Genomic DNA, 24,487 nt, shown 5'->3' on the forward strand with positions numbered 1-24,487 from the left:
TATTCCCCCTCTCCCTATCTATATAACTACAACCGCACACTCTCTTCAGCTTCTATAAAATACAACCATTTCTCAGCAACCTTATTGCCTGTAATCTCTTCAATCACACGGGCATACAGCTCCAATTGAAAACGATATTGGTCCGTTAAATGTGACAGCGTACGATATTCGGAGACCCGGTCTGTTTTATAATCCAGCAGCACCAGTCCTTCGGGAGTTTCGAACAGACAATCAATGATCCCGTTCATCAGCACTTTATCGTCCTGCCCGCCTTCCGTAACTGTCTTCTGTTCTGGCAGCATCACAGGTAAACTGTGATTCCAGTAATCGGTTGCCCGCATGGTATAAGTAAACGGAAGCTCACGCTGAATACGGGATGAACGCAACATTCTGCTCCCCAGCTCACTTGAGAAAAATCTTAATATTTTATCCGTATCCAGCGCCTCTGCATGAACATCCAGTAAAATGCGTTGATTCAGCAAACGAGCCTTTGTTTCCTCAATAATTTCAGCGCTCATTACTCCATCTAAGGGCAGATGCAGCATCAACGTATGATAGACCGTCCCTCGTTCCGTAGGAGTCAGTCGCTGATTCCCCATAAACTTAGGTCTGCGCAAGTGTAATTGACTGCTCCCAGTGTCAGAATTCTCACAATCTTCTGGTAAGTCTGCTTGTTGGAAGATAGAAGATAGATTCAGCCAATCGTCCGATCCAATTTCCTGCATCTCCAGCCATCTTTTCATCTCTGTGACCGATGTATTGGCTGCTGTCTTGCCCGCCCGTTCATACGGGTAGGTCCAGGAAAGAGCCGCAACAACATCCGTCTCACTCTCTTCGTTCAATTCGATTAGCTCGACATTTCTCAGTGCTTCTGTTTTCTTTTGGCGCTCTTCGGCCGATACCTCTTCTTCTTGATCCGAGTTCACACGAGAGCCAGAAAGTGTTTCTGAGGCTACGATTTTAAATGACCAGTCTGCCCCCGGCATGTGTTCCAGTCTGTGATAATACCCATCCTGATCACCTGCCGCTTCCCTCAGCGAAATCGCAGAAGGATGCCGAATCAATGCAGGACCTACCCAGTCCAGATAGCTGCGACCTGCCGCCAGCATATAATCTGGTAATACTGTTTCCGTATGCTCCTTGGCACGTGCCCAACCCGCTGCGCGGGAAGCGAGATCCTTCACGGTTCCGGTCATAATCAGCTTTTCACGCGGACGAGTAAGCGCTACGTATAGCACACGCATTTCTTCAGCTAACAGCTCCAGCTGTGAGCGTCGACGGATCGCTAAATTAGGCAGCGTAGGGTAGCTGACACGGTTTTGTTCCTCCACATATTTAGGACCAAATCCCAACTCCTTGTGCATTAGAAACGGCGCATTCAGATCCTGCTGATTAAACATTTTTGCCGTCCCCGCAATAAACACGACAGGAAATTCAAGTCCTTTACTTTTATGAATGGTCATAATGCGGACAGCCTGATCGGGTTCAGTCCCCCCACTGATCGATCCTAAATCACCGCCCCGCTCCCGCAGACGGGAAATAAAGGTCAGGAATCGGAACAAGCCACGGTTGGACGTAGAAGTCTCATACTGTCTCGCTCGGTCATATAAGGCCCGTAGGTTGCTTTGACGCTGTGAGCCGCCAGGCAATCCACCCACCCAATCCAGATATCCTGTTTCCTCCAGCACATTCCAAATCAATGCACTTAAGCTGCCTTGTCTGGCTTCCTGCCGCCATGCGTCCAAATTACGCAAAAATGAGCGTAGTCGGGCAGACAACGTATTCCCGTCGTCCCTATGGACAGAGTGGGGTGGAGATAGCGAGTCCTCAGTGAAAAGATCCATCTCCAATACGTCAGCAGAGGTCCCTTTTACACTCTGCTCGACTTGTTCAGTCTCTGCTGCCGCCAGCAATGCATCATAAAATAATCCATCCGGCTTCTCTAGCCGAATTTGTGCCAGTTCATCTTCGGTCAAGCCGACAATTGGCGAACGAAGCACGGATGCAAGCGGGATGTCCTGCTGCGGGTTATCAATAATATGAAGCAGGGACAACATCACCTCAACTTCCGTTGCTTTAAAAAAGCCTGTCGTCTGCTCTCCAGAGGCTGGAATGCCCTCAAGCCGCAATTCCTCGACAATTAAGGGAGCCCATACGCTTGCTGAACGAAGCAAAATGACAATATCACCGTAGACTGCTGGACGCATCGCTTTTAGTCCCCTGTCGTAAATCAACAGTGGTTGTCCAGTATCTCCAGTCAGCTCCTTAATCCGTTGCGCGATCGCACGAGCCTCTAACTGTGCCGTTTCAAGCTCCGCAAGCTCGGCCAGCTCACCTTCCTGTAATGGCGATTCGTCCCCCAATTCAGACAGCTCCGAAACCTCGGAAAGACCACGCCCGCCTTTATCAACTAACAGCAGCTCAGGTGCGTATGCAGACGCAGCTTCCTGCTCTGTCTTCTCGGGATAGGACGCGCCGTGCACCAGCCATGCTCGTTCATCGTATTCAATTTCCGCTACATCCACACTCATAATCTGGCGGAACACCAAATTAACCGCATCGACAACTTCCTCCCGACTGCGAAAATTACGCGCCAGATCAATCAAAAAGCCATCTTCCTGCTCCTGCATACCGTACCGTTGATACTTATTCAAAAACAGCCCTGGCTCGGCCAGTCGAAACCGATAAATACTCTGTTTCACGTCTCCCACCATAAAACGGTTACCCGGTTCCTCGCGTGATACCAGTCTAACGATATCTTCCTGTACGGTATTCGTATCTTGATACTCATCCAGCAACACCTCGTCGAACTGCGCCTTGTATTCAAGTGCAGCATCGGAAGGTAGCAGCTTGTAGGGAGTAGAGTCGGGATGTCTTAATATTTTGAGACAATAATGCTCCAAATCCCCGAAATCCACCAGTCCTTTTGACTGCTTGTACTGTTGAAATCGTTCCCCGAAAGCAATCACGGTCTCCACCAGTTCGTCCATCAGAGGAGCCGTCGCATGCAGTTCCTCCAAATAAGCTTCTGCTCTCCTACCGAACAGGGAAGCCTTCATATCTATAATCATTTTCTTGGCAGCCTCGCGTAGCGTCTTAACCCGTTCCTGCAATGCAGGCTCGGTTTGATCTTTTTTGACTGGCTTGAGCTTACCAAAGGACGCTACCTGAAAATGATCATACAAGGATGCCCACGGCTGTGTCTCCAGCTCCTGCAGCAATTCCTTCACCATCGCCGCATCTTCTTGCAGCGTCATGGCATATGGTGCAGGACCGCCAGGCTGTATAGCTGTTTCATGCGCCTGTTCCAGCAAACTCGCGGCTCCGCGCAACGAAAGTGCAGCATCCGCCAAAATACTGCGAACCCAGGGAGTCTCCCCCAACGCAGCTACATCCTGTACACGAAATGCTGCTGCCGTCTCCCGCAGCCAATGCTCCGGCCAAGGATGACTTTGCGAAAAGTCATACAACCGCTGAACAAGCACATACATGGCATCATCGGTGCGTTCTCCACTAAACCAGTCGACCAGTCTGCGGAATGTGCTGCCTTCATCATGGGCCTCATATTTCTCTTCAAACAGTTCTTCTAATAGCTCTTGGCGCAGCAATTCTGTTTCATGCTCATTCATAATCCGAAAGCCGGGATCAAGAGGAATGGCCTGATAATGCCTGCGGATGACCTCCATACAAAAAGAGTGAAGTGTCGTAATCGAGGCCCGATTCAACAACGATAGCTGTCGGCGCACATGTTCACTTTCCGGTTCCTGTTCCAGCACACGTTCCAGGGCTTCGCGTATCCGTTGACGCATTTCAGCGGCTGCAGCCTTCGTAAAGGTCGCCACTAGTAACCGATCCACACTGAAGCCGAGCCGGGGATCGACAATTTTGCGAATAATACGCTCTACCAGCACTGCTGTTTTACCAGAACCCGCCGCTGCCGCGACCAGCATGTTGTTACCAGACTCCGAAATGGCACGCCACTGATCATCACTCCACATACTTCCTTCCGGCTTCGGCAAGCCTTTAGCGTTTGACGTGCCTATCATTGCTTCATTCCTCCTTTTCCTTCCTGTGTATGACCGAGCAGATCCCAGACCTGATCCTTACCCGGTTTCCCCCATTGGTTGTAATCATTGCCTTCCAGACTGTCATCAAATTGACAAACAGGCTTAAAAGAACAGAAGGTACATGCCGTTTCTTGCTGGATGCGATAAGGTTCAATGGCAACATCGCCCTCTGTCATCCGTGTACCAATCGTCCGAATGTTATTGCGCACCGAAGCTAACAGGCTATCCCACTGTTCAGGCGAAGCAACGGAAGCACTGCTATAAAAACTGCCGTCTGCTTTCACCGCAACAGGTAAAATAGAGGAATATCCCTTGTCCAATGCTGTATCCATTTGCCCAACTACATCCCGATCCGCGAGCAATAATCCCTTCATCTTAAAGCGTTTCAAAAGCTCCTGACGAGCCTGTTCTGCGCTAAGGCCATTAGGTGATTGCAGCATCGGATTGTGGACGTGGAAATACAGTGTACCCGCCGGATAAGCAGTCTCGCCCAACCATTCCTCCGCCGCATTCAACAGCACATCCAGGTACGTGAGCATTTGCAGGGACAAGCCGTAATACACCTCGTGCAGCTTAAGATCCTTTTGGCTGGACTTGTAATCAATGACACGCAAAAGTAATCCTTTTTCTCCTTCTGCCACATCCACACGGTCAATCCGTCCGACAATTTCCATCACAACGCCGTTATCTAGTCGGAAGCTTAACGGAGGAAGCGGCTGACCTGGTCCGAAGTCCAACTCCAGCCCAATCGGCTCAAAGCTACCTCTCCGTGCATGTTCACCCAAAATTAGCGAAGCACGGCTCACGATGTCTTTCAACTTGCGCAAAATATAGCCATACCGCTTGGAGCTCATTAAAATCTCGCCTTGCAGACGAGGTGCCAAACGCTCCACCGTACTTTCCGCCTCTTGGCGACATTCCTCGGTGCTGAGACTTCCCCAGCTGACATTGCGTTCACGCAGATTGATCGCCATCTCACCAAGCGCTGCGTGGAATAATTGTCCGATATCCGGAGCCTTCAGACGATACATTTGACGTTCCTTCAAACGAAGACCGTGAGAGGCAAAGTGAGAAAATGGACATGCGACAAAACGTTCCATACGAGATACGCTGGTGCGCAGCTTGCTGCCATATAGACGGCGACTCGTTTCCTTCTGCATTTCGGCATGATTTTCGTAAAAAAGTGAGGTCAACAGCTGACGCAGCTTGTCCTTCTCACGCCCCTGCTGGCTGACATACCAGTTATACACCTCCCACCAGGGAGATAAAATATCACCGCCACGCCGCCAATGCCGTAATTGCGCAATGAGCTGCGGCAAAGCCTCGGACGGATGGGAAGCATACTCCCATTGCGTCGTCCAAGCGTCTCCAGGCAAAGGGTATCCGGCCAGTGGACGTTCATCCAGACCAGGAAGCAGTTGCCGCACATGTCGCACTAACTCTGACGGCAGCAATGGCTTGCCTTCTTCATCAGTCACCGCATAGCTCATCCATAGGCTTTTACCGGCTGAGGTAAGGGCCGTATAAGCGAGAAAGCGTTCGTCCAACAGACGTCTTGTCATATCTGGTGCCAGGTCTACGCCTTGTTCGTTCAATGCCGTACGTTCCTGCTCATTCAGCACACCATCCTCATGGAACACAGCCGGCATTACTCCTTCGTTCATCCCTAGCACAAAGGCATGTTGAATACCCGATACACGTGTACGGTCCGTATTTCCGACCAGCACCTGATCCAGAGCCGGTGGAACAAGCCCCATACGGAACTCAGCCAATCCCGTTTCCAGCACACCCGCAAACAAAGCAGTATCTAGTCTCTCATCACCCATCATTTCGACGATTTGATCCAGCAATTCAAGCACCGCATCCCATACCTGACGGTGCTCCTTCGCCTGCTCAGGATTTCCTGCTTCCTCTGCCTGATGAATGAAGGCGCCCAGCTTGTGACCGATTTCTGCATCCTCCAGCAACAGATATACGGCTTCACACTTCTCAAGCGCCGTTCGTGCCTTACCCATACGCTTCTCAAACGCATGTAAAGGCGTCACAATCACATCTCGGCACAACTCCATCAAATCCAGCGTTTCATCCCGTTGACGGTTACGTTCCTGTTCCTCCAGCTCCAGCGACAAACTGGGCACAGCCTGCCATGCCCGGCCATCTGTCCAACGGCTACCTTGTATTCCACAGGCCAGCACATAGTTTTCCAGACGGTCCATCTGCTCGCGGCTCACTCGACCGTCCAGCGGCAATAGAAGGTCCGTTTTGACCGCACGAAATACATCCTCATATCGCCAGCGTCGCTGCACGATATCCAGTGAAGCCCGAATCAATTCCACTAAGGGATGATGAAGTATACTTCTCCGCTGATCCAAAAATACTGGAACCTGATATTGCTTGAATATCGGTTCCACCCATGGCTCATAATCTTCAATATGACGCACAAACAGGGCCATCTCCCGATAACGCGCGCCCTCTTCACGGGCCAGGCGGCGCATTTCGCGTACGGCTCCTTCCAACTCGGCACGGCGATTTGCCGCAGCATACAGCTTTATGCCCTCCGGTTGTGTATCTGCCCATTGCTCTCGTAGCTGCTGTAGCCGCATCCGCTGTTCCTGATTCCGCAGCCCTGTACGATGTTCGAAATTAGCCTCCAAATACGCCAACGCTGGACGCTCCTTAAATCTCGGCATCGGATCGGGACGTAATAACTGTGTCTGCGTTTCAATCATCAGCTCGTCTGCCATTCCTTTAAGCTTGACGTAGGTAGCCGCCGAAGGATGAAACAAATCCAGCTCATGCGGAAGCTGGCCGCTTTCGTAGCTGCGGTTACAGGTCAACGCCACCGTCAGCGAAGAGGCGTGCAGCATAAGCTGCTCCACCACCTTATATTCATGCGGTGTAAACCTTCGGTAGCCATCCATCCAAATGTCTGCTCCGCGTATAAGTGAAGACAGTGCAATCTGTTCTGTTAGCATGCGAAGCGTATCTTCACCATCGATATATTTAAGCGTCAGCTCCCGTTCAAAATCCTCATAGATTAGACTGATATCCTTCAGCTTGCCTCTTAATATCGGGGCGGACTCCCCCGCAGCATGCATTCTCTCCAGTTGTTCCGGTACAGACTGAGCATCATTTCCGTACTGCTTTAGCTCTGTAAACAACGTATTCAACCGATCCACAAAACCGAGTTGGTCTCCCGAATCCTTAAACAAACTCAGTTCATCCTTGCGACGACGAATAATTTTATATAAAAGCATCTTCTTGCCTTCTTCTGTTACAGGCACCAGGGCTGAACCCCCTGTTTCCTGCATGACTAAATAGGCAAGACGATGGAATCCCATTACCTGGGCGCGCACCGACCCCTGAATACCGTTTCCGGCTTCTGTAAGCAACGCATGCTCTGAAGCAAATGACGATTGCTCGGGCACAAGTAACAGCATAGGTTTACCTAGCGGCTCCTCGCGTAACATAGACGTCATTTCATTACGGATTAACGTGCTTTTACCACTACCAGAGCGGCCAATCAATAAGCGGACCGACATGATGCGGCCTCCTTTCCAACCAAAAACATTCTATTAAACAGTATAGCATATCAGGCAAAGGAGAAAAGAACGTACGTTTGCCATGTTGTAGCAATTGAGTCCTTCTCAAAAATAAACAGTCCCGCAGGATGGCTTGGTGCAAGCCTTCTCTACAGGACTGATTTATATTAAAAATGAGTTTGTTTCACCTAGTTATCTTTATCGCCTAAAAATAGATTAACTTTGACAAGGGTATGAAGTCTACAGCCGTGTCCGGCTGCGCACTTCAAAGATGGCAAATTTCAAATAATGACCTTCCTCCACACCTAAAATTTGAGGATGGTCTTTTCCTGCCGCTCTCCAATCTACCAGTCGGAGGATTTTGCCGGCATCTGCCGCCGCTTCCTTAATCGTGTCCAAAAACAGCTCTGGCCGCATATGGAACGAACAACTCGCCGTTACCAAATAACCGCCCTCATTGACAAGCTTCATTCCGTGAAGGTTGATATCTTTATACCCACGTGTAGCTCCTTTGACAGCACTCTTCGTTTTGGCAAAAGCTGGCGGATCCAGAATAACTACGTCAAAGGTGCGTCCGCCACCCGCAGTCAGCGGCTTGGATGTATCCCCTTTGCCCCCTGCTCGCGCGGTGCGTTCCTCTACACCTTTCACCTGATTACGTAAATATTGAAAAGCATCGTCCACGACAAACTCGACGCGATCCTCAAAACCGTTCAGCTTCACATTATCCCGAGCACTTTCAATCGCATGTTCAGAAATATCCAGACAAGTTACTTTTTTCGCACCATGTTTACACGCATTGAGCGTAAAGCTACCTGTATGTGAAAAACATTCCAATACAGTTGCGCCGTCCCAGAATGGGAATTCAACAACCTTACCGCTTTTGTTCACAGGCTTCATGACCGTTGTGGCATCATCACCTGGGGTTGCAGCTACTTCTTGTAACGTAATTCCGCTACGCGCTCCCCAACCTGTCATCAACGTCGCGATAGCCGCGCGATTTTCACGCTGGTCAAAGAAATAACCAGTCTTTTGGCCCTCTTCGATATCGACCTTGATTTGTAAGCCATTTTCCGTCACCACCACATGGCGCGGGGAATCGCCGTACAAAGGACCCTTCGTCTGTTCCAACCCTTCCAGCTCGCGGATGGATACATCACTACGCTCATATATACCAACTGGCCCCATGACTTCAACAAGTGCATCTCTGATTTCTTCCCTGCGCCGATCCATGCCAAGCGTTAACAGCTGAACGACCAACACATCACCAAAACGGTCTACAATCAGCCCAGGCAAAAAATCAGCCTCTCCGTACACCAAGCGATAAGCATTTCCTCCGGTTACAAAGCGCTCGCGATGCTCCAAACAATTTCGGAAACGTTGAGCAAAGAAACTTTGGTCCATCACTTCCAGCGGCTCATAGGACATCACACGCACTGTAATTTGCGAAGCAGGATTATAATAACCTGTCGCCAAATAACGTCCTTGATGGTTAAGGATGTTGACCAAATCACCAGCTTCTGGCTCCCCCTCAATTTTAGCTATTTCATTTTTAAACACCCAAGGGTGTGCTTGCTCCAGCCTTTTTTTGCGGCTACGTTCTAATATTACTGAAGGCAAAATCCTTCACTCCTATTCTTGGATTACTTAAAGTCCTTAAAAGTGTGGTGTTCGAAGGGACGCAACTCCGCGGTTCATTTGTTCTTACGATCGCTGGCGCTTCTCTAGATTCAAATGAACCGCGCTTCGCTACTGCCCACCTGTATATCGACGTCACGCTTTTAAAGCTTGTGAAGATACTTCAAAATTATCGTTCCGTGAAAAACTGCTCAGCCATGCTTGTCATGGCTGTCCTTGACAGATCATAGGCTGTTACATAAGTATTTTCACCTAGAAAAGGGGGGCTATGCCCGTGTTCATACATGTTATACTCCCACTGTGCGGTGGGCTGCTTATTTTTTTAGGCGGAATGAAGCTGATGGAAGCTGCCCTCCGGCATTTGGCTGGCCCCTTCCTTACCCGCTGGCTGAACCGGGCTACGGTTTCCCCTTGGCGGGGAATGCTGTTCAGCTCAGGCATTACCGCCCTACTGCAAAGCAGCACCGCCGTAACTGTGCTGACGATCGGACTGGTCAACGCCGGGCTGTTGACCTACGGCCGCACGCTCGGTATCATTCTCGGCACCAATATTGGCACCTGCCTGACGACCGAGCTGATGGGCCTCCAGCTCGGCAAGCTGGCTGTTCCGTTGCTATGCGGTTCACTGCTCTGCTGGGGCACTGCCGTTCTGTGGGGAGAAACGGTCGCTGGCCGCCAGTATGCAGCTGCCGGAGCTTCACCCAGCTCTAATGGGCTCAGCCGCCCACAGGCTGTACAATTTATCAGCCTCGTCTTTGCCGGATTTTCGCTGATTCTGGCAGGTATCCGTGTGATGCAAGCCGTCGGCCCCTGGATTGAACAGGCCGGACTATTCCGCTGGTTTCTTGATCATGCTGCAGCCAACATGTGGTGGGCCTTCGCTGCTGGAGCCTGCCTGACCGCACTGGTTCACAGCAGCGCAGCCGTCATCGGTATGGCAATCAGCCTGGCTGCTGCGGGTGCCTTACCAGTCGATGTAGGGATCGCCATCGTCATTGGCTCCAATGTAGGCACCTGCGTGACTGCCCTGATTGCCGCTGTTGGCGGCAGCGTGTCTGGAAAATTTGTGGCCTGGTCCCATGTGCTGTTGAACGTAGGCGGGGCATTGCTCTTTATGCCGTTGATCCCTGGACTGGATATGGTCGCCAACTGGATATCTACCGAGCCCGGTGCCAAGGTAGCGCATGCCCAAACCCTGTTTAACGTCATCAGCTCTCTGCTTGCCTTGCCCCTCTGTTATTTACCTATATGGACACGTATAGAGGAGCGTATGTCCCTCCATAGAACTAAACGTTAATTCCTAACAAGGACAGCGCCTTGCTTAGAATGACATCATTGTTGTCATATCCACCCTGGCGCTGAAGACGCCAAGCTTCTTCGGGCGTATGCCATGCGACGCCTTTGATTTCTTCAATCTGTGCCTGTAAATTCCCATCCAGTGCCTCTACGAGATAATAATGAACTTCCTTGTCCACTTCCCCATATTCAGGGTGCTGATACGTATAAGCAATCATATCCACATGCTGAATAATTCGCCCGTTCAGCCCTGTTTCCTCACGAATTTCACGTAGAGCTGTTTGTTCGATTGTTTCACCTGGTTCCATTTTGCCTTTAGCCAAAGATATCTTGCCATATCGGTCAGTAATCAGCTGAATTTCAAGTTGCTCCTCCTGTTTGCGGAACACTACGCCACCTGCGGAAATTTCCTTTTTTGCTGCCATCCTGTAAACTCCTTTCCTTGCGCAACAAGGATTCCGTCCTCTCTGTAAGGAAAGGCGAAATCCTTGTTGGCCATCGCTATTGCCTGTTCAGGCTCTTTTTATTTTACAAAGCTGTTTGCAGCCCATTCTCCAATACGCGGACCAATTGGCCTTCACTTTCATTAACGCCTGCCTTCGTCAGCTTCACGCGGCACACCTTACCAACCAGATCCTTATTACCTTCAAACACCAGTTGAATGTAATTGTCACTATAACCGTAGAGTATGCCGCTATCTTCTGTCCCTTTAGGAGCTACTTCAGGAATAACTTCCAGCACCTGACCAACAAACTTCTCAGCATATGCCAGCTGCATTTGCTCAGACAGTTCAATCAGCTCACGCACACGCGCATTTTTCACGTCCTCGTCAACCTGATCCTCCATACGCGCCGCAGGCGTTCCAGTACGCTTGGAATACGGGAACACGTGCATTTCCGAGAAACCGATTTTTTTCATCAGCTCATAGCCATTGCGGAACATTTCGTCCGTTTCTCCAGGGAAGCCGACAATTATATCTGTTGTAATCGCTACATCTGGCATTGCTTTTCGAATCATAAGCATTTTGTTATAAAACTCTTCTGTCGTGTACTTGCGGCGCATCCGTTTCAGCACGGTATCGTCCCCTGCTTGAAGCGGTATGTGGAAATGGCGAACCAGCTTATTGGAGCGTTTCAGCACGTCCAGCATTTTTTCATCAATCTGGCTGGCTTCAATCGAGCTGATACGAATACGTTCCAGCCCTTCCACTTTCTCCAGGTCCCACAGCAGATCGGATAGGTCATAATTATCCATATCGTCGCCATAACCACCCGTATGGATACCCGTGAGTACGATTTCCTTGTAGCCTGCGTGCACCAGTTGACGCGCCTGTGTGATAATGCTCGCCGCATCACGGCTGCGGGATAAGCCCCGCGACCACGGGATAATACAGAAGGTGCAGAAGTTATTGCAGCCATCCTGAATTTTTAGAAACGCGCGGGTATGATGAGCAAAATCAGGTACATCCATTTCCTCAAACACACGGGTCTTCATTATATTACGCACCGCGTTTACGGGTTGACGCGACTCTTGGATCTCCTTTACAAACGGAATAATCTTATCTCGGTCCTGCGTACCAATAACAAGATCAACACCTGGAATATCTATAATTTCAGCTGGAGAAGTTTGAGCGTAACAGCCCGTCACTGCCACAATGGCATCTGGATTTCGGCGAATCGCGCGACGAATGATCTGACGGCTTTTCTTATCACCGGTGTTCGTAACCGTACATGTATTAATTAAATAGACATCAGCAGTCTGCTCGTCAAAATCCACCTGCTCATAACCTTCTTTTTTGAACAGCTGCCAGATCGCTTCTGTATCATAAAAGTTTACTTTACAACCTAATGTGTAAAATGCCACTGATGGCATATTAAACCCCTCCCATTTCTCCTGTCTCATATAAAATGCATGCCAATGCAACCATACCTGCGGTCTCCGCACGCAGAATACGTCTTCCCAGTCCTGTAGACTGTGCCCCGGCCTGCTCGGCCTCTAGGCTTTCCGCTTCAGTAAAGCCGCCTTCCGGGCCCACCACTACCAGCACACGCGGCTTGTCTGTGGACGCCCATTGTCCTGCGAAAGGCTGGATTACATCCCGTAGCTGCCGACCCTGCTCTTTTTCATAACAATAACATATCAAATCATACCCAGCAAAAGAAGCCAGAAGTTCTTTCCACGTCAGGGGTGCGCTAATTTCCGGAATCCGATTGCGATGGCTTTGCTCAGCCGCTTCTTTCACAATTTTGCGCCAACGCTCCAGTCGCTTGCCTTCCTTTTTGGCATCATACTGTACGACCGTACGCTCGGATAAAAACGGTACAAACCCGGTGGCTCCGATTTCTGTACATTTTTGCATCACCGTCTCCATCTTGTCCCCTTTAGGAAGACTCTGCGCGATGGTGATCTGAACATACGGTTCAGAGGTCATCTCCAGCAGCTCGATGATCGTCGCTTTTACATGGTCCTGCTCAATCGTATCCAATGCAGCCAGCGCTTCCCTGGATACCCCGTCACTGACTATAATTTTGTCACCACTACGGCCGCGCATGACTTTGGCGATATGTCGCGCGTCCTCACCCGTAACAATTACGTGATCTTCTAGAAATTGCTCTGCCGGAATAAAATAACGCTGCATTCTCTCACACCTATTCTAAAATAACTATTATCCACTAACGTTCCGTACAAATTCCGATAAAATCACCAAGCATCATCATATCATCTTTTGCGCCTGTATGACCAGTCTGTTCCCTCTTCTGTTTATGTTATACCGATTCTCGTAAAAAAAAGGGAGCCCTTAGGCTCCGAACAGTCCGGTAATGTAAAAAGAGAACTGCAAAAACTGTATATAAATCATCTGAGACAGCGTATATAGAGGTTCAATCGTTACAGCTCGTACCTGCGGAATTACCAGTATAAGCAGAAAAATAAAGATCGACCATTGCTCAAAGTGCTGAAGCTTGCGGCGCACAGGAGTCGGAGCCACATCCTCCACAATCCGGTAACCATCGAGTGGAGGCAGTGGGATCAGATTAAAGATAAACAAAAACAGATTTAAATTGATCAGCGCATTGATAAACAAATAGATTGCCTGTGCCACCCGCTGGTTCTCCATTCCCGGCAATACTTGAAAATGCAGGAGCACAGCATAGATCAGCGTCGTCACAAATGCAAGCAGCAGATTACTCAGCGGACCAGCAGCTGATACAATAATGCCCATGAGGCGCGGACGGCTAAAATTGTCACGATTAACCGGAACTGGCTTCGCCCAGCCAAAGCCTCCGATCAACAGCAGCAGCGTACCCAGCAGATCAATATGAACTGCCGGATTTAAAGTCACACGCCCAAGCAGCTTGGCCGTAGGATCACCAAATTTATTGGCATAATACGCATGCGCAAACTCATGCACCGTAAACGATATGATCACAGCCAGCAAGTAAAATGGAAGGACATTTAAATTTACCCGAAAAATACTTTGTAAAAAATCCATGCTTACCTCTTTCTCGCTACAAACGCCAGCCAATCTTCATCCCGGTTGATTTCGGCAATCTCAAAGCCAGCTGCTTTCAACGCAGATTCGACAACCTCTTCTTTGTTCTTCCAAATCCCTGAAGCAATATAAATGCCACCTGGCTCCAAGGCTTTATATACATCATCAATGAACAGCAAAATGATCTCAGCTAAAATATTAGCTACGACCAGCTTGACTGGCAGCTGGATCCCCAGCGTTGGATCGCTTGCATTAAGCACAGAGAGCAAATCGCTTTCTTTAATGGTGATGCGCTCCTCCAGTCCGTTCAAACGTGTATTTTCACGCGCACTCGATACCGCTACCGGGTCAAGATCCAAGGCAAGTACATGCTTTGCTCCCAGCTTTACAGCTCCAATCGCTAAGATACCGGAGCCTGTACCAACATCAATGACTTCTTCTCCCCCCTGAATCACGGATTCCAGCGTTCTCAGGCAAAGGGATGTCGTCGGATGTGTACCAGTGCCGAAGGCCATACCCGGATCGAGCTCAATGATTTTTTCATCTTCACTCGCAGGCTCATACTCTTCCCAAGTCGGTTTGATTGTCAAATGATCCGATACACGCAAAGGCTTGAAATATTGTTTCCAGGCATTAGCCCAGTCATCCTCGTTGACCGTTTTCAGCTCATACCGAACCTCGCCAGGGTCAATATCAAATGTTCTCAATTGTTCAACCCGCGGCTCAATTTGTGCACGCACGCTATCCATGTCTATTTCTTCAGCAAAATAGCCCTTGATGATCGCTTGTCCTTCAGGAATATCGTTCAAAGGGCGATCGTACCACTGTCCATAAGACGTATCCCGCGGCTTGTTGAGCGAACCGGATTCTTCAATGGAAACCCCTCCTGCACCTGCTTCGTGCAGAAAATTCGAAATCATTTCGACGGCTTCCTCGCTTGTATGTATTGTAATTTCATTCCACAACATGGTTTACATTTCCTCCTCATTTCACATGCATACATTACATTGTACTATATACTCGCATAGGAGTTCAAAAAAGCAGATGGACTCATTTTTGAAAATCAAACACCTGCGACTACTACCTTTGTCTTCAGCCCTCTAGTTTTAGCGTAACAGCATATAGCGGATAATGAATAGAACAAGGGGAAAACACAAATAAGACGGCTATCCCCGCAAATCACCTTTTTAGATGGGATACCCGCCTTATTGTATTCTACTCGTTGTCGTTTATGATACGTTGCTGACGGCGGTCAGCTACTTCACTACGCCGGATCGCTTCCAGATCCTCAGCATCTGCCTGCTCTGCCGAGAACTCAACATCTTCGTTTTTGGCAGATTGCATGCGTTTGATTTTCTCGGTTTTGGTCAGCACTTTATCGAACCGTTTGTTTTTAGACATCGGTCACTGCTCCTTCCAAACTTGTCACAGCATTCCACCCGCTTGTTCCACAATAGACATCGCCTGATGATGAATGGATTCATCCACCACCGCAGTCAACAAAATATCGCGGCCGGTCGGTCCACCTTGTCCTCCATCACTCATGCCACTGGCAGCAGGATCAGCCGCAGCCAGTATTGCAGGAGACGCATCTGTAAAATCCACGCCCTGTGTGAGTGAGGACAAGCTGCTAATCTGTCCCGAGAACACAGGCAGTCCGGCGTTGCCCGTAGACTGCCGCGGATACCGGCTAAAACGATCTATCGACATATCCGTTACCCGGAGAGCCTCCAATTTTCTCGCGGCTCCCTGTGCTTCCTCAGGACTTTTGAAATACGCCAAAATATTTTTTTCGCCCATCCCAAAATCTCCCTGTGTAGTATTGAGCGTAACCTTGGTTGAGAACATAGACCGTTACGCTTTGTTATATCCTGCTCATTGGCAAGACTTTATATTCTCCACGAAAGCTAAACGGATACAGACATTATCAAGAACAGCAGGCCAAGACCGTGAACTAAAGTTCGTAAAGTCCATAACTTTTACGGATGTAAAGTAGCGGCCGGAGCTTCTCCTGACATGGCTACTCCTGTCTCCCAGGCTGCGCGAATAACAGCATCCCGTACCTTCTGAACCACCTTCGCATTAAAAACATTCGGTATGATATAAGTTTCACTTAGCTCCTCAGGGCAAATGGCATCAGCAATGGCAAGACCGGCTGCCAGTTTCATCTCCTCGTTAATCGTCTTGGCATGGCAATCCAGAGCGCCCCGAAAAATTCCCGGGAAGCACAGCACGTTATTAATCTGGTTAGGAAAATCGGAGCGGCCGGTAGCAAGCACACGCACATAAGGTAAGGCTACAGCCGGATCAATTTCTGGCTTCGGATTCGCCATAGCGAACACTATAGGATCAGTTGCCATGCTTTGTATATCTTCCACAGTCAGTATATCTGGACCCGACACACCGATGAAAACATCAGCTCCCACAATTACCTCAGATAAGCTTCCACTTAAATTATGCGGGTTAGTCATGTTCGCATACTCTGTCCAATGCGGGTTACTGTATTCTACACCACGGTGAATGGCTCCTTGCCGATCCACGCCAATCAGATTGCGTACCCCTGCCTTGAGCAGCATACGGGAGCAGGCCATACCTGCCGCACCGATCCCGGCAAATACGACTTTGACATCTTCCATTTTTTTGCCGCATACCTTTAGTGCATTGACCAAACCTGCTAATACAACAACTGCCGTACCATGCTGATCATCATGAAATACTGGGATGTCGAGTTCCTGCTTCAACCGTCTTTCAATCTCAAAACAGCGTGGCGAAGATATATCTTCCAAGTTAATGCCGCCAAAGGCAGGAGCGATCATTTTGACAATTTGAACAATCTCATCAGGATCCTTCGTATTGAGACAGATGGGGAATGCATCGACACCTGCAAATTGTTTGAACAGTACTGCTTTACCCTCCATCACAGGCATAGCAGCCTCTGGCCCGATATCTCCCAATCCAAGTACCGCGGTTCCATCTGATACGACCGCTACTGTATTTTTTTTGATCGTTAATTGATATGCTTTGGCTGGGTCATTGGCGATTTCCATGCAAATTTCAGCTACACCCGGTGTATAAACTTTGGATAACCCCTCCATCGTTTCAATTGGCTTCTTGGGTAAGGTCTCCATTTTGCCACCTGCATGTAATTCTCTAATCTCATCTATTAAACTGCTCATAATTTTCTCCGTCCTTTCATGCCTCTATTTGGATATGAAACTCATTCCTGTGTATAAAACTCATCAGCTCCATAATTGGAGTAACAAGGTGGCTAAAATGACCGTGCCCGCCCCGCCAATCCGTGTTGCAATTTGGGCAAAAGGCATCAGTTCCATCCGATTGGATGCAGACAAAATGGCTACATCGCCCGTGCCCCCCAATCCACCGCGACAACTGGTCACCAAAGCAGCTTCTACGGGATACATGTGAATCCATTTTCCTGTGAAGTATCCAGTAACAATCAATGCAACCACTACAGATGCACAGGTAATCGCATAAGGAACCGTTAGAATCCCAACTACACTATCTAATGGCACATACAAAATACCTAACCCCACCATCAAGGGCCACGTCAGACTAGCGGTTATACATTTGTACAAATGAAAAGCTCCCTGCTCCAATGTGTTCGGCATGATCTGAATACATTTAATTAATGCCGCCGCCAGAATCATGAGAATCGGCCCTGGAATATGGAGATACGGCTCCAGCAGCTTACCCACAATAAAGAAAGTACAGGCCAACAGCAGACCACCACCCATTAATGGAAAAGAAACGGATTGTCCCAAGTTTACCGGAGATAACTCACCTTTGTCTTTTTCGAGTTTTAACAACCTTCCGTTACCAGAAGTTTTTGGTTTTTTCTCCGCTAATCTCTTCAAGACGCCTGCACCTATAATTGCAACAATGTTACCGATAATTGCAGCCGGGATAAACTGGGATACGAATACTGCAGAATCCTTGCCCAGTACCATTCCATACGAAATGGACAACGGTAAGATGCCTTCTCCAATCCCGCCGGAAATAATCGGAATGATGATGAAAAAAAATGTGTGATAAGCACTATAGCCAAAAGCCATACCCACCACCATACCGACGGCAACAGCAGCAATAGATCCTATGATAATGGGGGCAAAAATTTTGACAATTCCATTCATCAGCATTTTGCGATCCATACCAAGAATACTGCCGGTTACTAGACATGCGATGTAAAAATAAAGAAAATTCGAGGTTTTCATAAGCGTGTGCACAGCCCCCATCGCAGATGGACTGAACATATTCCAAAATACCATTAACGATGGAACCATAAGGGATAAAATGGCTGGCCCGCCTATATGTTTAAGCAGCGGAAGTTTGGCTCCCAGATCACTGAGCAATATACCTAAAATCATGATGACGGCAAACCCGCCTAATAGATCGTTCGGAAGTCTTTCTGTAATTGCAGCCGCATAAACAATTAGCGCGATCACGGCATATAGCGGAAGAGGAATCACTCCCACCTTTATCCTCCCCAGCATCCTAAACCCATCTACAGTATTTTTACTCCATCTTTGCCCCTTTTGAATGACAGGCTGGTTCGTAGCATTTTCCATAAATCTCCCTCCATAAAGTGAAGAATGATGATCATGTTCCCATTCTACACCTTGGAAAACGCTTTATTTGGTTTTAAAACTAAGAACTAACTTTTGTAACTAAAGTAATCAGAAATAGGGCTAAATATAACTATTGATGATTCCTTCTGCCTGCGGCAAAACCTGATATTGGTAAACAGGGCGTCCAATGGTACCATATATAGTTTCCATAGAAAGCACTTCAATCTCTGTCATAAAAGCCAAATACTTGCGCATAGACACCCTGGAGATCCCTGCACTCTCCGCAATATCCTCCGTGGAAAATAGAACCTTATGATGCTGCTGGATACAATTCCATATCATAGCCAGCGTGGATTTCGTTATCCCCTTGGGCAACCGTGCCAAGTCTTTAGTCAAGCTTTTATGATAAATCAGTCGATCCAGCTCCTCCTGCGATAGTAGACTGCGCTCACGCACAATACTAATGTGCTCTCGATACCCGGTAAGTGCCTCTAGAAAACGGTTAAAGTGGAAAGGCTTGATCAAATAATCCACAGCGCCAAAATTCATCGCCTTTTTGACACTACTCATGTCACTTGCAGCTGAGATGACAATAACATCCACATTCACTCCAGACTCCCGTATGAATGACAGTAAATCGAGGCCATTACTTTCTTGCATATACACATCCAGCAATATCAGATCAATAGCTTGTTCAGCTAAATATTTCTTAGCCTCTTCCACCGAAGAAGCCCAACCGCCACATTGGAATCCCTCTACCTGCTCCATATATTTGCGGTTAAATTCTGCAACCATCGGATCATCTTCTACAATCAGGACATTAATCATGTTCATCATTCCCCGCTATAATGTATGGAATCTTAATCTGAAAACAGCACCCCTGCTCGACTGGGATCAACTTTACACTACCTTGTAGCCTCTTCACGCTTTGCGCCACTAGATAAAGTCCCATCCCTCGTGACTCTCCCTTGGTCGAAAAACCTTTTTCAAAAATAGCCTTCACAAGGTCCTCCGGTATACCCGGACCATTGTCGCACATGATACAGGTCAGACAGCCATGCTTCTGATTTTCCTCATAATAAAGTGAAAGGGTAATCCGCTTGTGCTCCAGAGATTCCATCGCCTCCACCGCATTATCAAACAGATTGCCAAGAATAGTAATCAGCTCGTGAGTCGTTTGAGTTTGACTGGATTCAGGCAAGTGACTACCCGGAGTCAGTTCAAAACTTACCCCTGCCTCTCTGGCCCGGCTTAATTTTCCTAACACAAACCCCGCCATCACTGGGTCCTTAAGCTGCCGAGTAATGGAACCAATCTCTACTTGATGATGTTCGACGGCGTCCATAATATAGTGTTCCAGTTTATCATACATTCGCAAGTGCACCATCCCCATAATGACATGCAGCTTGTTCATAAATTCATGAGCCTGTGCGCGTAGTGCTTCCGTGTACAAAGAAACTCCGGTCAAACGTTCCGCAAGCTGGTTCATCTCCGTCTTATCCCGAAAGGTTACAATGGCTCCGACAATTTTTCCTTTGACCCGTATCGGAACACTGGTGGTCAGCAAGGTGATCCCACCCAGCTCCATCTCCTCATCCATCAGTGGAGTGCTTACTTCCAAGACCTCTTGTAATCGGAAAGCAGATAAATAAACAGTAATTTCCTGTCCAGAGAATGAGAAGTCTTCAATTCCCGCTTGCCTCAGTAAACGGATCGCTTCTGCATTCATCAACATGATACGACCGCATTCATCCACTGCAATGACTCCTTCCTTGATGGACTGCAACATCGCGCTGCGTTCCTCCAGCAAACGTGCGATTTCCGGCGGTTCCAGACCGACCAGCATATTTTTGATTTTACGAGCCAGCACAACCGCTCCTCCTGTGCCAATCAACATTCCGATACCAATGGCGATAGCAATAAGACGGGTGTTGCCTTCCTGGGCCCGCTGTATATCTTGCATGGATATACCAACAACAATTGCCCCTACCTGCTTTCCCGTCACACTGAACACGGGGGAAAAGGCTCGCATGGACATGCCTAATGTCCCCTTTGCAACGGACACGCTCTCCTGACCATGAAGTGCAGTATACTCGTCTCCTCCGACAAAGGCTTTGCCAATCCTCCTAGCATCGGGGTGCGTTTTACGAATTCCCTTCATATCCATAACCACGACAAATTGGATATGATTCGCTGTTGAGACCTTCTTCACATACTCCTGCATGGAAGGAGAAGAACCCGTCTGTTGCAATTGCTCGATAATAAGCGGTGTATGGGCGAGTGTACGCGCAATGGACATTGCCTTTTCCTCAAGCCCCTTCTCCGTTTCAAGCTCAACTCTCTCCGCAAATAACAGTGTTACTGGCAGGAGCACAAGTGCCATAACCAGACATACGAGCAGCGTTACTAGACCTCTGAGCTTTAAAAGCGGCTTACCCCGACGCAGACTTGTCCGTATTTTTTCGATGGAACTCACCCCTTTCTAGTTGATAGAAGCTCAATAGTTAACTTTGGTTATACAAAAATGGCTATGTATGTGTTTACGTGAATATAAAAAAAGGGACTATCCCGCAATTGCGGAATAGTCCCCTCGGATTCATGATTGAAGCTCCGCGATTTAGACTTTGGCTTAGTCGCCTCGGAAAGCCCGCTTCACACGATCAAAAAAGGACTGCTCATTCTCATGTGTCTGCTCTCCACTAAGCGAAGAGAACTGACGCAGCAAATCCTTCTGTTCCTCACTCAGCTTGCTAGGCGTTACCACAACTACCTTAATATGCTGGTCACCTTGACCTACGCCGCGCAGTTTTGGCACACCCTTTCCTTTAAGACGGAAATAAGTGCCTGTTTGTGTGCCTGCTGGAACTTTCAGCTTCACTTTCTCGGTCAACGTAGGGATCTCCACCTCATCTCCCAATGCTGCCTGTGAAAACGTCAGCGGAATTTCACAGTAGATATCGTCTCCCTCACGCTCAAAGAAGTCGTGCGACTTCACACGGAATACGACGTACAAGTCACCAGCCGGTCCTCCGTTGACACCGCCTTCGCCTTCCCCGTTGATACGCATTTGTGCGCCGTCATCCACACCCGCCGGAATGCGAATATGAATTTTACGTTTCTTGCGGACACGGCCTGATCCGCTACAAGTCGTACATTTTTCCTTGATAATTTTTCCGGAACCGCCGCAATTGGAGCAAGCGCGTCGATTAACCATGCGGCCAAACGGTGTATTCTGTACCACTTCTTCTTGTCCACTGCCATGGCAGACGGAACAGGTCTGTGGTTGAGTGCCCGCCTTGGCTCCTGTACCATGACACGTATCGCATGTTTCCGTACGTTCAATTTGAATGTCGGTTTCTTTACCAAACACCGCTTCTTTGAATTCAATCGTCATCGTATATTGAAGATCGTTCCCTCGTTGCGGTGCATTCGGATCACGCCGACCGTTGCCGCCACCAAAGAACATATCAAAAATATCACCAAACCCGCCACCGAAGTCGGCACCACCAAAGCCGCCTCCCATGCCCTGATTTGGGTCTACATGACCGTATTGGTCGTATCTTGCCCGCTTCTGACCATCGCTGAGAACATCGTAAGCTTCTTTTACTTCTTTAAATTTAGCTTCTGCGTCCGCAGCCTTGTTCACGTCCGGATGATACTGACGCGCAAGCTTGCGGTAAGCCTTTTTGACTTCTTCATCCGAAGCGCCTTTTGCGACACCTAGCACCTCATAATAATCACGCTTATCAGCCAATGTTCCACCCCCATGCCTACAACGTGTCTGCACTACATATAAAAGGAAAGCCAAAGGCGCGGGATGACCCGGCTCTGACCTTCCCATCATTTCAAGGCAGTACAACCCGTAATATGCTTATTTATCTTGGAAATAACGGTTACCCTTAGGCTAATTGTTATTTATCAAGGCAGCTACGCTGCAATTACTGTTCAGTATATCATAACGTACCGGTATACCGTAAAGTTACACTACCCGATCCGTTGCTTAGTCTTTCTTCTGATCTTCGTCAACAACTTCATAGTCCGCATCAACAACATTGTCACGGCCTTTGCTGTCTGCTGCTCCGTCTTGAGCTTGTGCTGCTTGAGCAGCTTGCTCATACAATTTCACAGACAATTGCTGAACGATTTCAGTCAGTTCTTCAGTAGCTTTTTTGATGTCTTCCAGGTTGTCGGATTCCAGCGTTTTTTGCAGATTTTCTTTAGCTGCATTTGCTTTTTCGACTTCACCTGCATCCGCTTTTTCGCCCAGATCTTTAATCGTTTTGTCTACGGAGTAGATCAGTTGGTCCGCAGCGTTTTTCGCTTCTACCAACTCTTTGCGTTTCTTATCTTCTTCCGCATGCAACTCGGCATCCTTCATCATACGTTCTACTTCTTCGTCACTCAAGCCGCTAGAAGATGTGATCGTAATTTTTTGGCTTTTACCTGTGCCTTTATCTGTAGCAGATACGTTCACAATACCGTTCGCATCGAGGTCGAAAGTAACTTCGATTTGCGGTACACCACGTGGTGCTGGAGGGATATCTCCCAATTGGAAACGGCCCAGTGTTTTGTTGCCTGCTGCCATTTCGCGTTCACCTTGCAGCACGTGAATTTCTACGCTAGGCTGATTGTCGGCATACGTCGAGAATACCTGCGATTTGCTCGTAGGGATTGTCGTGTTACGATCAATCATTTTGGTGAATACGCCACCTGCGGTTTCAATACCGAGGGACAGTGGAGTTACGTCAAGGAGAACGACGTCCTTAACATCACCTGTCAATACACCTGCTTGAACTGCTGCGCCCAAAGCTACTACTTCATCAGGGTTTACGCCTTTATGAGGCTCTTTACCTGTCAGCTTTTTGATTGCTTCTTGTACAGCTGGAATACGTGTAGAGCCGCCGACCAAAACGATTTTATCGATGTCGCTAGCACTCATGCCTGCATCTTTCATCGCTTGACGAGTAGGTCCCAAAGTACGTTCAACCAGACCTGCAGACAATTCTTCAAACTTCGCACGAGTCAGGTTCAACTCCAAATGCTGTGGAACGCCATCAGCTACTGTGATAAACGGCAAGGAAATTGTCGTTGTCAGCACGCCGGACAGTTCTTTTTTCGCTTTTTCTGCTGCGTCTTTCAGACGTTGTACAGCTGCTTTATCTTTGCTCAGGTCAATACCTTGATCTTTCTTGAACTCATTTACGAGGTAATCAATAATCACTTGGTCAAAGTCATCGCCACCCAGCTTGTTATCGCCGCTTGTTGCTTTAACTTCGAAGAAACCATCGCCCAGTTCCAAAATGGATACGTCGAATGTACCGCCGCCCAAGTCATATACGAGGATCGTTTGGTCTTCGGATTTTTCCATACCATATGCCAATGCAGCTGCTGTTGGCTCATTGACAATCCGCAGAACTTCCAGACCGGCAATTTTACCTGCGTCCTTAGTTGCTTGACGTTGACCATCATTGAAGTAAGCTGGAACAGTGATAACCGCTTGAGAAACCGTTTGGCCCAGATAAGCTTCAGCGTCAGCTTTCAGCTTTTGCAAAATCATAGCGGAAATTTCCTGTGCGGAATATTCCTTACCATCGATGTTTTCTTTATGATTTGTACCCATGTGGCGCTTGATGGACATGATTGTACGATCCGGGTTCGTAATTGCTTGGCGTTTTGCCGTTTCCCCTACAGTACGCTCCCCATCTTTTTTGAAACCGACAACGGAAGGGGTTGTGCGCGCGCCTTCCGGATTTGGAATAACGACGGCTTCGCCGCCCTCCATAACAGCCACACAAGAGTTGGTTGTACCTAAGTCAATACCGATTACTTTGCTCATCGGACAATTCCTCCTTCTGTATATACGAGGCC

At 48.3% G+C, this 24,487-nt stretch carries 17 protein-coding genes; 1 reads left to right on the forward strand and 16 read right to left on the reverse strand.

The window, feature by feature from the left end:
• Positions 1 to 26: 26 nt before the first annotated feature.
• The 3 genes from addA to ACU1JV_RS04115 form a co-directional block, all read right to left on the reverse strand.
• Positions 27 to 4,046 carry a helicase-exonuclease AddAB subunit AddA gene (gene addA, locus ACU1JV_RS04105; protein WP_413986688.1) on the reverse strand — a complete coding sequence of 1,340 codons (4,020 nt, stop codon included), beginning with the start codon at positions 4,044 to 4,046 and terminating at the stop codon, positions 27 to 29.
• Complete coding sequence (gene addB / locus ACU1JV_RS04110) at positions 4,043 to 7,609, reverse strand: helicase-exonuclease AddAB subunit AddB (RefSeq protein WP_058829903.1); 3,567 nt, start codon at positions 7,607 to 7,609, stop codon at positions 4,043 to 4,045. The genes addA and addB overlap by 4 nt, the downstream gene beginning before the upstream one ends.
• 240 nt (positions 7,610 to 7,849) lie before the next feature.
• The gene (locus tag ACU1JV_RS04115; RefSeq protein ID WP_413986689.1) at positions 7,850 to 9,229 is read right to left on the reverse strand and encodes a class I SAM-dependent rRNA methyltransferase; all 1,380 of its coding nucleotides are present in this window, start codon (positions 9,227 to 9,229) and stop codon (positions 7,850 to 7,852) included.
• A gap of 292 nt (positions 9,230 to 9,521) precedes the next feature.
• On the opposite strand from ACU1JV_RS04115, the gene ACU1JV_RS04120 reads away from it, so the two are divergent.
• A complete protein-coding gene (locus tag ACU1JV_RS04120) occupies positions 9,522 to 10,544 on the forward strand; it encodes a Na/Pi cotransporter family protein (protein WP_337682793.1) in 1,023 nt (340 codons plus the stop codon).
• On the opposite strand, the gene ACU1JV_RS04125 is transcribed toward ACU1JV_RS04120, so the two are convergent.
• The 13 genes from ACU1JV_RS04125 to dnaK form a co-directional block, all read right to left on the reverse strand.
• Positions 10,534 to 10,968, reverse strand: a complete 435-nt coding sequence (locus ACU1JV_RS04125; protein WP_264215966.1) for an NUDIX hydrolase — start codon at positions 10,966 to 10,968, stop codon at positions 10,534 to 10,536. The genes ACU1JV_RS04120 and ACU1JV_RS04125 overlap by 11 nt on opposite strands.
• A 103-nt stretch (positions 10,969 to 11,071) precedes the next feature.
• The gene (gene mtaB, locus ACU1JV_RS04130) at positions 11,072 to 12,415 is read right to left on the reverse strand and encodes a tRNA (N(6)-L-threonylcarbamoyladenosine(37)-C(2))-methylthiotransferase MtaB (protein WP_413986690.1); all 1,344 of its coding nucleotides are present in this window, start codon (positions 12,413 to 12,415) and stop codon (positions 11,072 to 11,074) included.
• Position 12,416: 1 nt separating this feature from the next.
• Positions 12,417 to 13,181 carry a 16S rRNA (uracil(1498)-N(3))-methyltransferase gene (locus ACU1JV_RS04135; protein ID WP_129549642.1) on the reverse strand — a complete coding sequence of 255 codons (765 nt, stop codon included), beginning with the start codon at positions 13,179 to 13,181 and terminating at the stop codon, positions 12,417 to 12,419.
• A 159-nt stretch (positions 13,182 to 13,340) separates the two neighbouring features.
• Positions 13,341 to 14,033, reverse strand: coding sequence for a site-2 protease family protein (locus tag ACU1JV_RS04140; protein ID WP_016821607.1), 693 nt, complete (start codon positions 14,031 to 14,033; stop codon positions 13,341 to 13,343).
• Positions 14,034 to 14,035: 2 nt separating this feature from the next.
• Entirely contained in the window at positions 14,036 to 15,001 is a 966-nt protein-coding gene (gene prmA, locus ACU1JV_RS04145) for a 50S ribosomal protein L11 methyltransferase (protein ID WP_413986691.1), read from the reverse strand.
• 247 nt (positions 15,002 to 15,248) lie between these two features.
• Positions 15,249 to 15,434 carry a YfhD family protein gene (locus ACU1JV_RS04150; protein WP_016821609.1) on the reverse strand — a complete coding sequence of 62 codons (186 nt, stop codon included), beginning with the start codon at positions 15,432 to 15,434 and terminating at the stop codon, positions 15,249 to 15,251.
• Positions 15,435 to 15,458: 24 nt separating this feature from the next.
• A complete protein-coding gene (locus ACU1JV_RS04155) occupies positions 15,459 to 15,833 on the reverse strand; it encodes a hypothetical protein (protein WP_016821610.1) in 375 nt (124 codons plus the stop codon).
• Positions 15,834 to 16,012: 179 nt separating this feature from the next.
• On the reverse strand, positions 16,013 to 17,209 hold the full coding sequence (locus ACU1JV_RS04160) for an NAD(P)-dependent malic enzyme (RefSeq protein ID WP_064962102.1): 1,197 nt from the start codon (positions 17,207 to 17,209) through the stop codon (positions 16,013 to 16,015).
• Between the two features lie 63 nt (positions 17,210 to 17,272).
• Positions 17,273 to 18,619 carry a 2-hydroxycarboxylate transporter family protein gene (locus ACU1JV_RS04165; RefSeq protein ID WP_040103296.1) on the reverse strand — a complete coding sequence of 449 codons (1,347 nt, stop codon included), beginning with the start codon at positions 18,617 to 18,619 and terminating at the stop codon, positions 17,273 to 17,275.
• A 120-nt stretch (positions 18,620 to 18,739) separates the two neighbouring features.
• Positions 18,740 to 19,447: a two-component system response regulator DcuR gene (dcuR, locus tag ACU1JV_RS04170; RefSeq protein WP_013372172.1), complete on the reverse strand. Its 708-nt coding sequence runs from the start codon at positions 19,445 to 19,447 to the stop codon at positions 18,740 to 18,742.
• Entirely contained in the window at positions 19,440 to 21,095 is a 1,656-nt protein-coding gene (gene dcuS, locus ACU1JV_RS04175; protein ID WP_413986692.1) for a DcuS/MalK family sensor histidine kinase, read from the reverse strand. The genes dcuR and dcuS overlap by 8 nt, the downstream gene beginning before the upstream one ends.
• Before the next feature lie 153 nt (positions 21,096 to 21,248).
• On the reverse strand, positions 21,249 to 22,373 hold the full coding sequence (dnaJ, locus tag ACU1JV_RS04180) for a molecular chaperone DnaJ (RefSeq protein WP_013372174.1): 1,125 nt from the start codon (positions 22,371 to 22,373) through the stop codon (positions 21,249 to 21,251).
• A 246-nt stretch (positions 22,374 to 22,619) separates the two neighbouring features.
• A complete protein-coding gene (gene dnaK / locus ACU1JV_RS04185; RefSeq protein ID WP_013372176.1) occupies positions 22,620 to 24,455 on the reverse strand; it encodes a molecular chaperone DnaK in 1,836 nt (611 codons plus the stop codon).
• Between the last annotated feature and the right edge of the window lie 32 nt (positions 24,456 to 24,487).

This window comes from Paenibacillus sp. T2-29 (assembly GCF_052921365.1).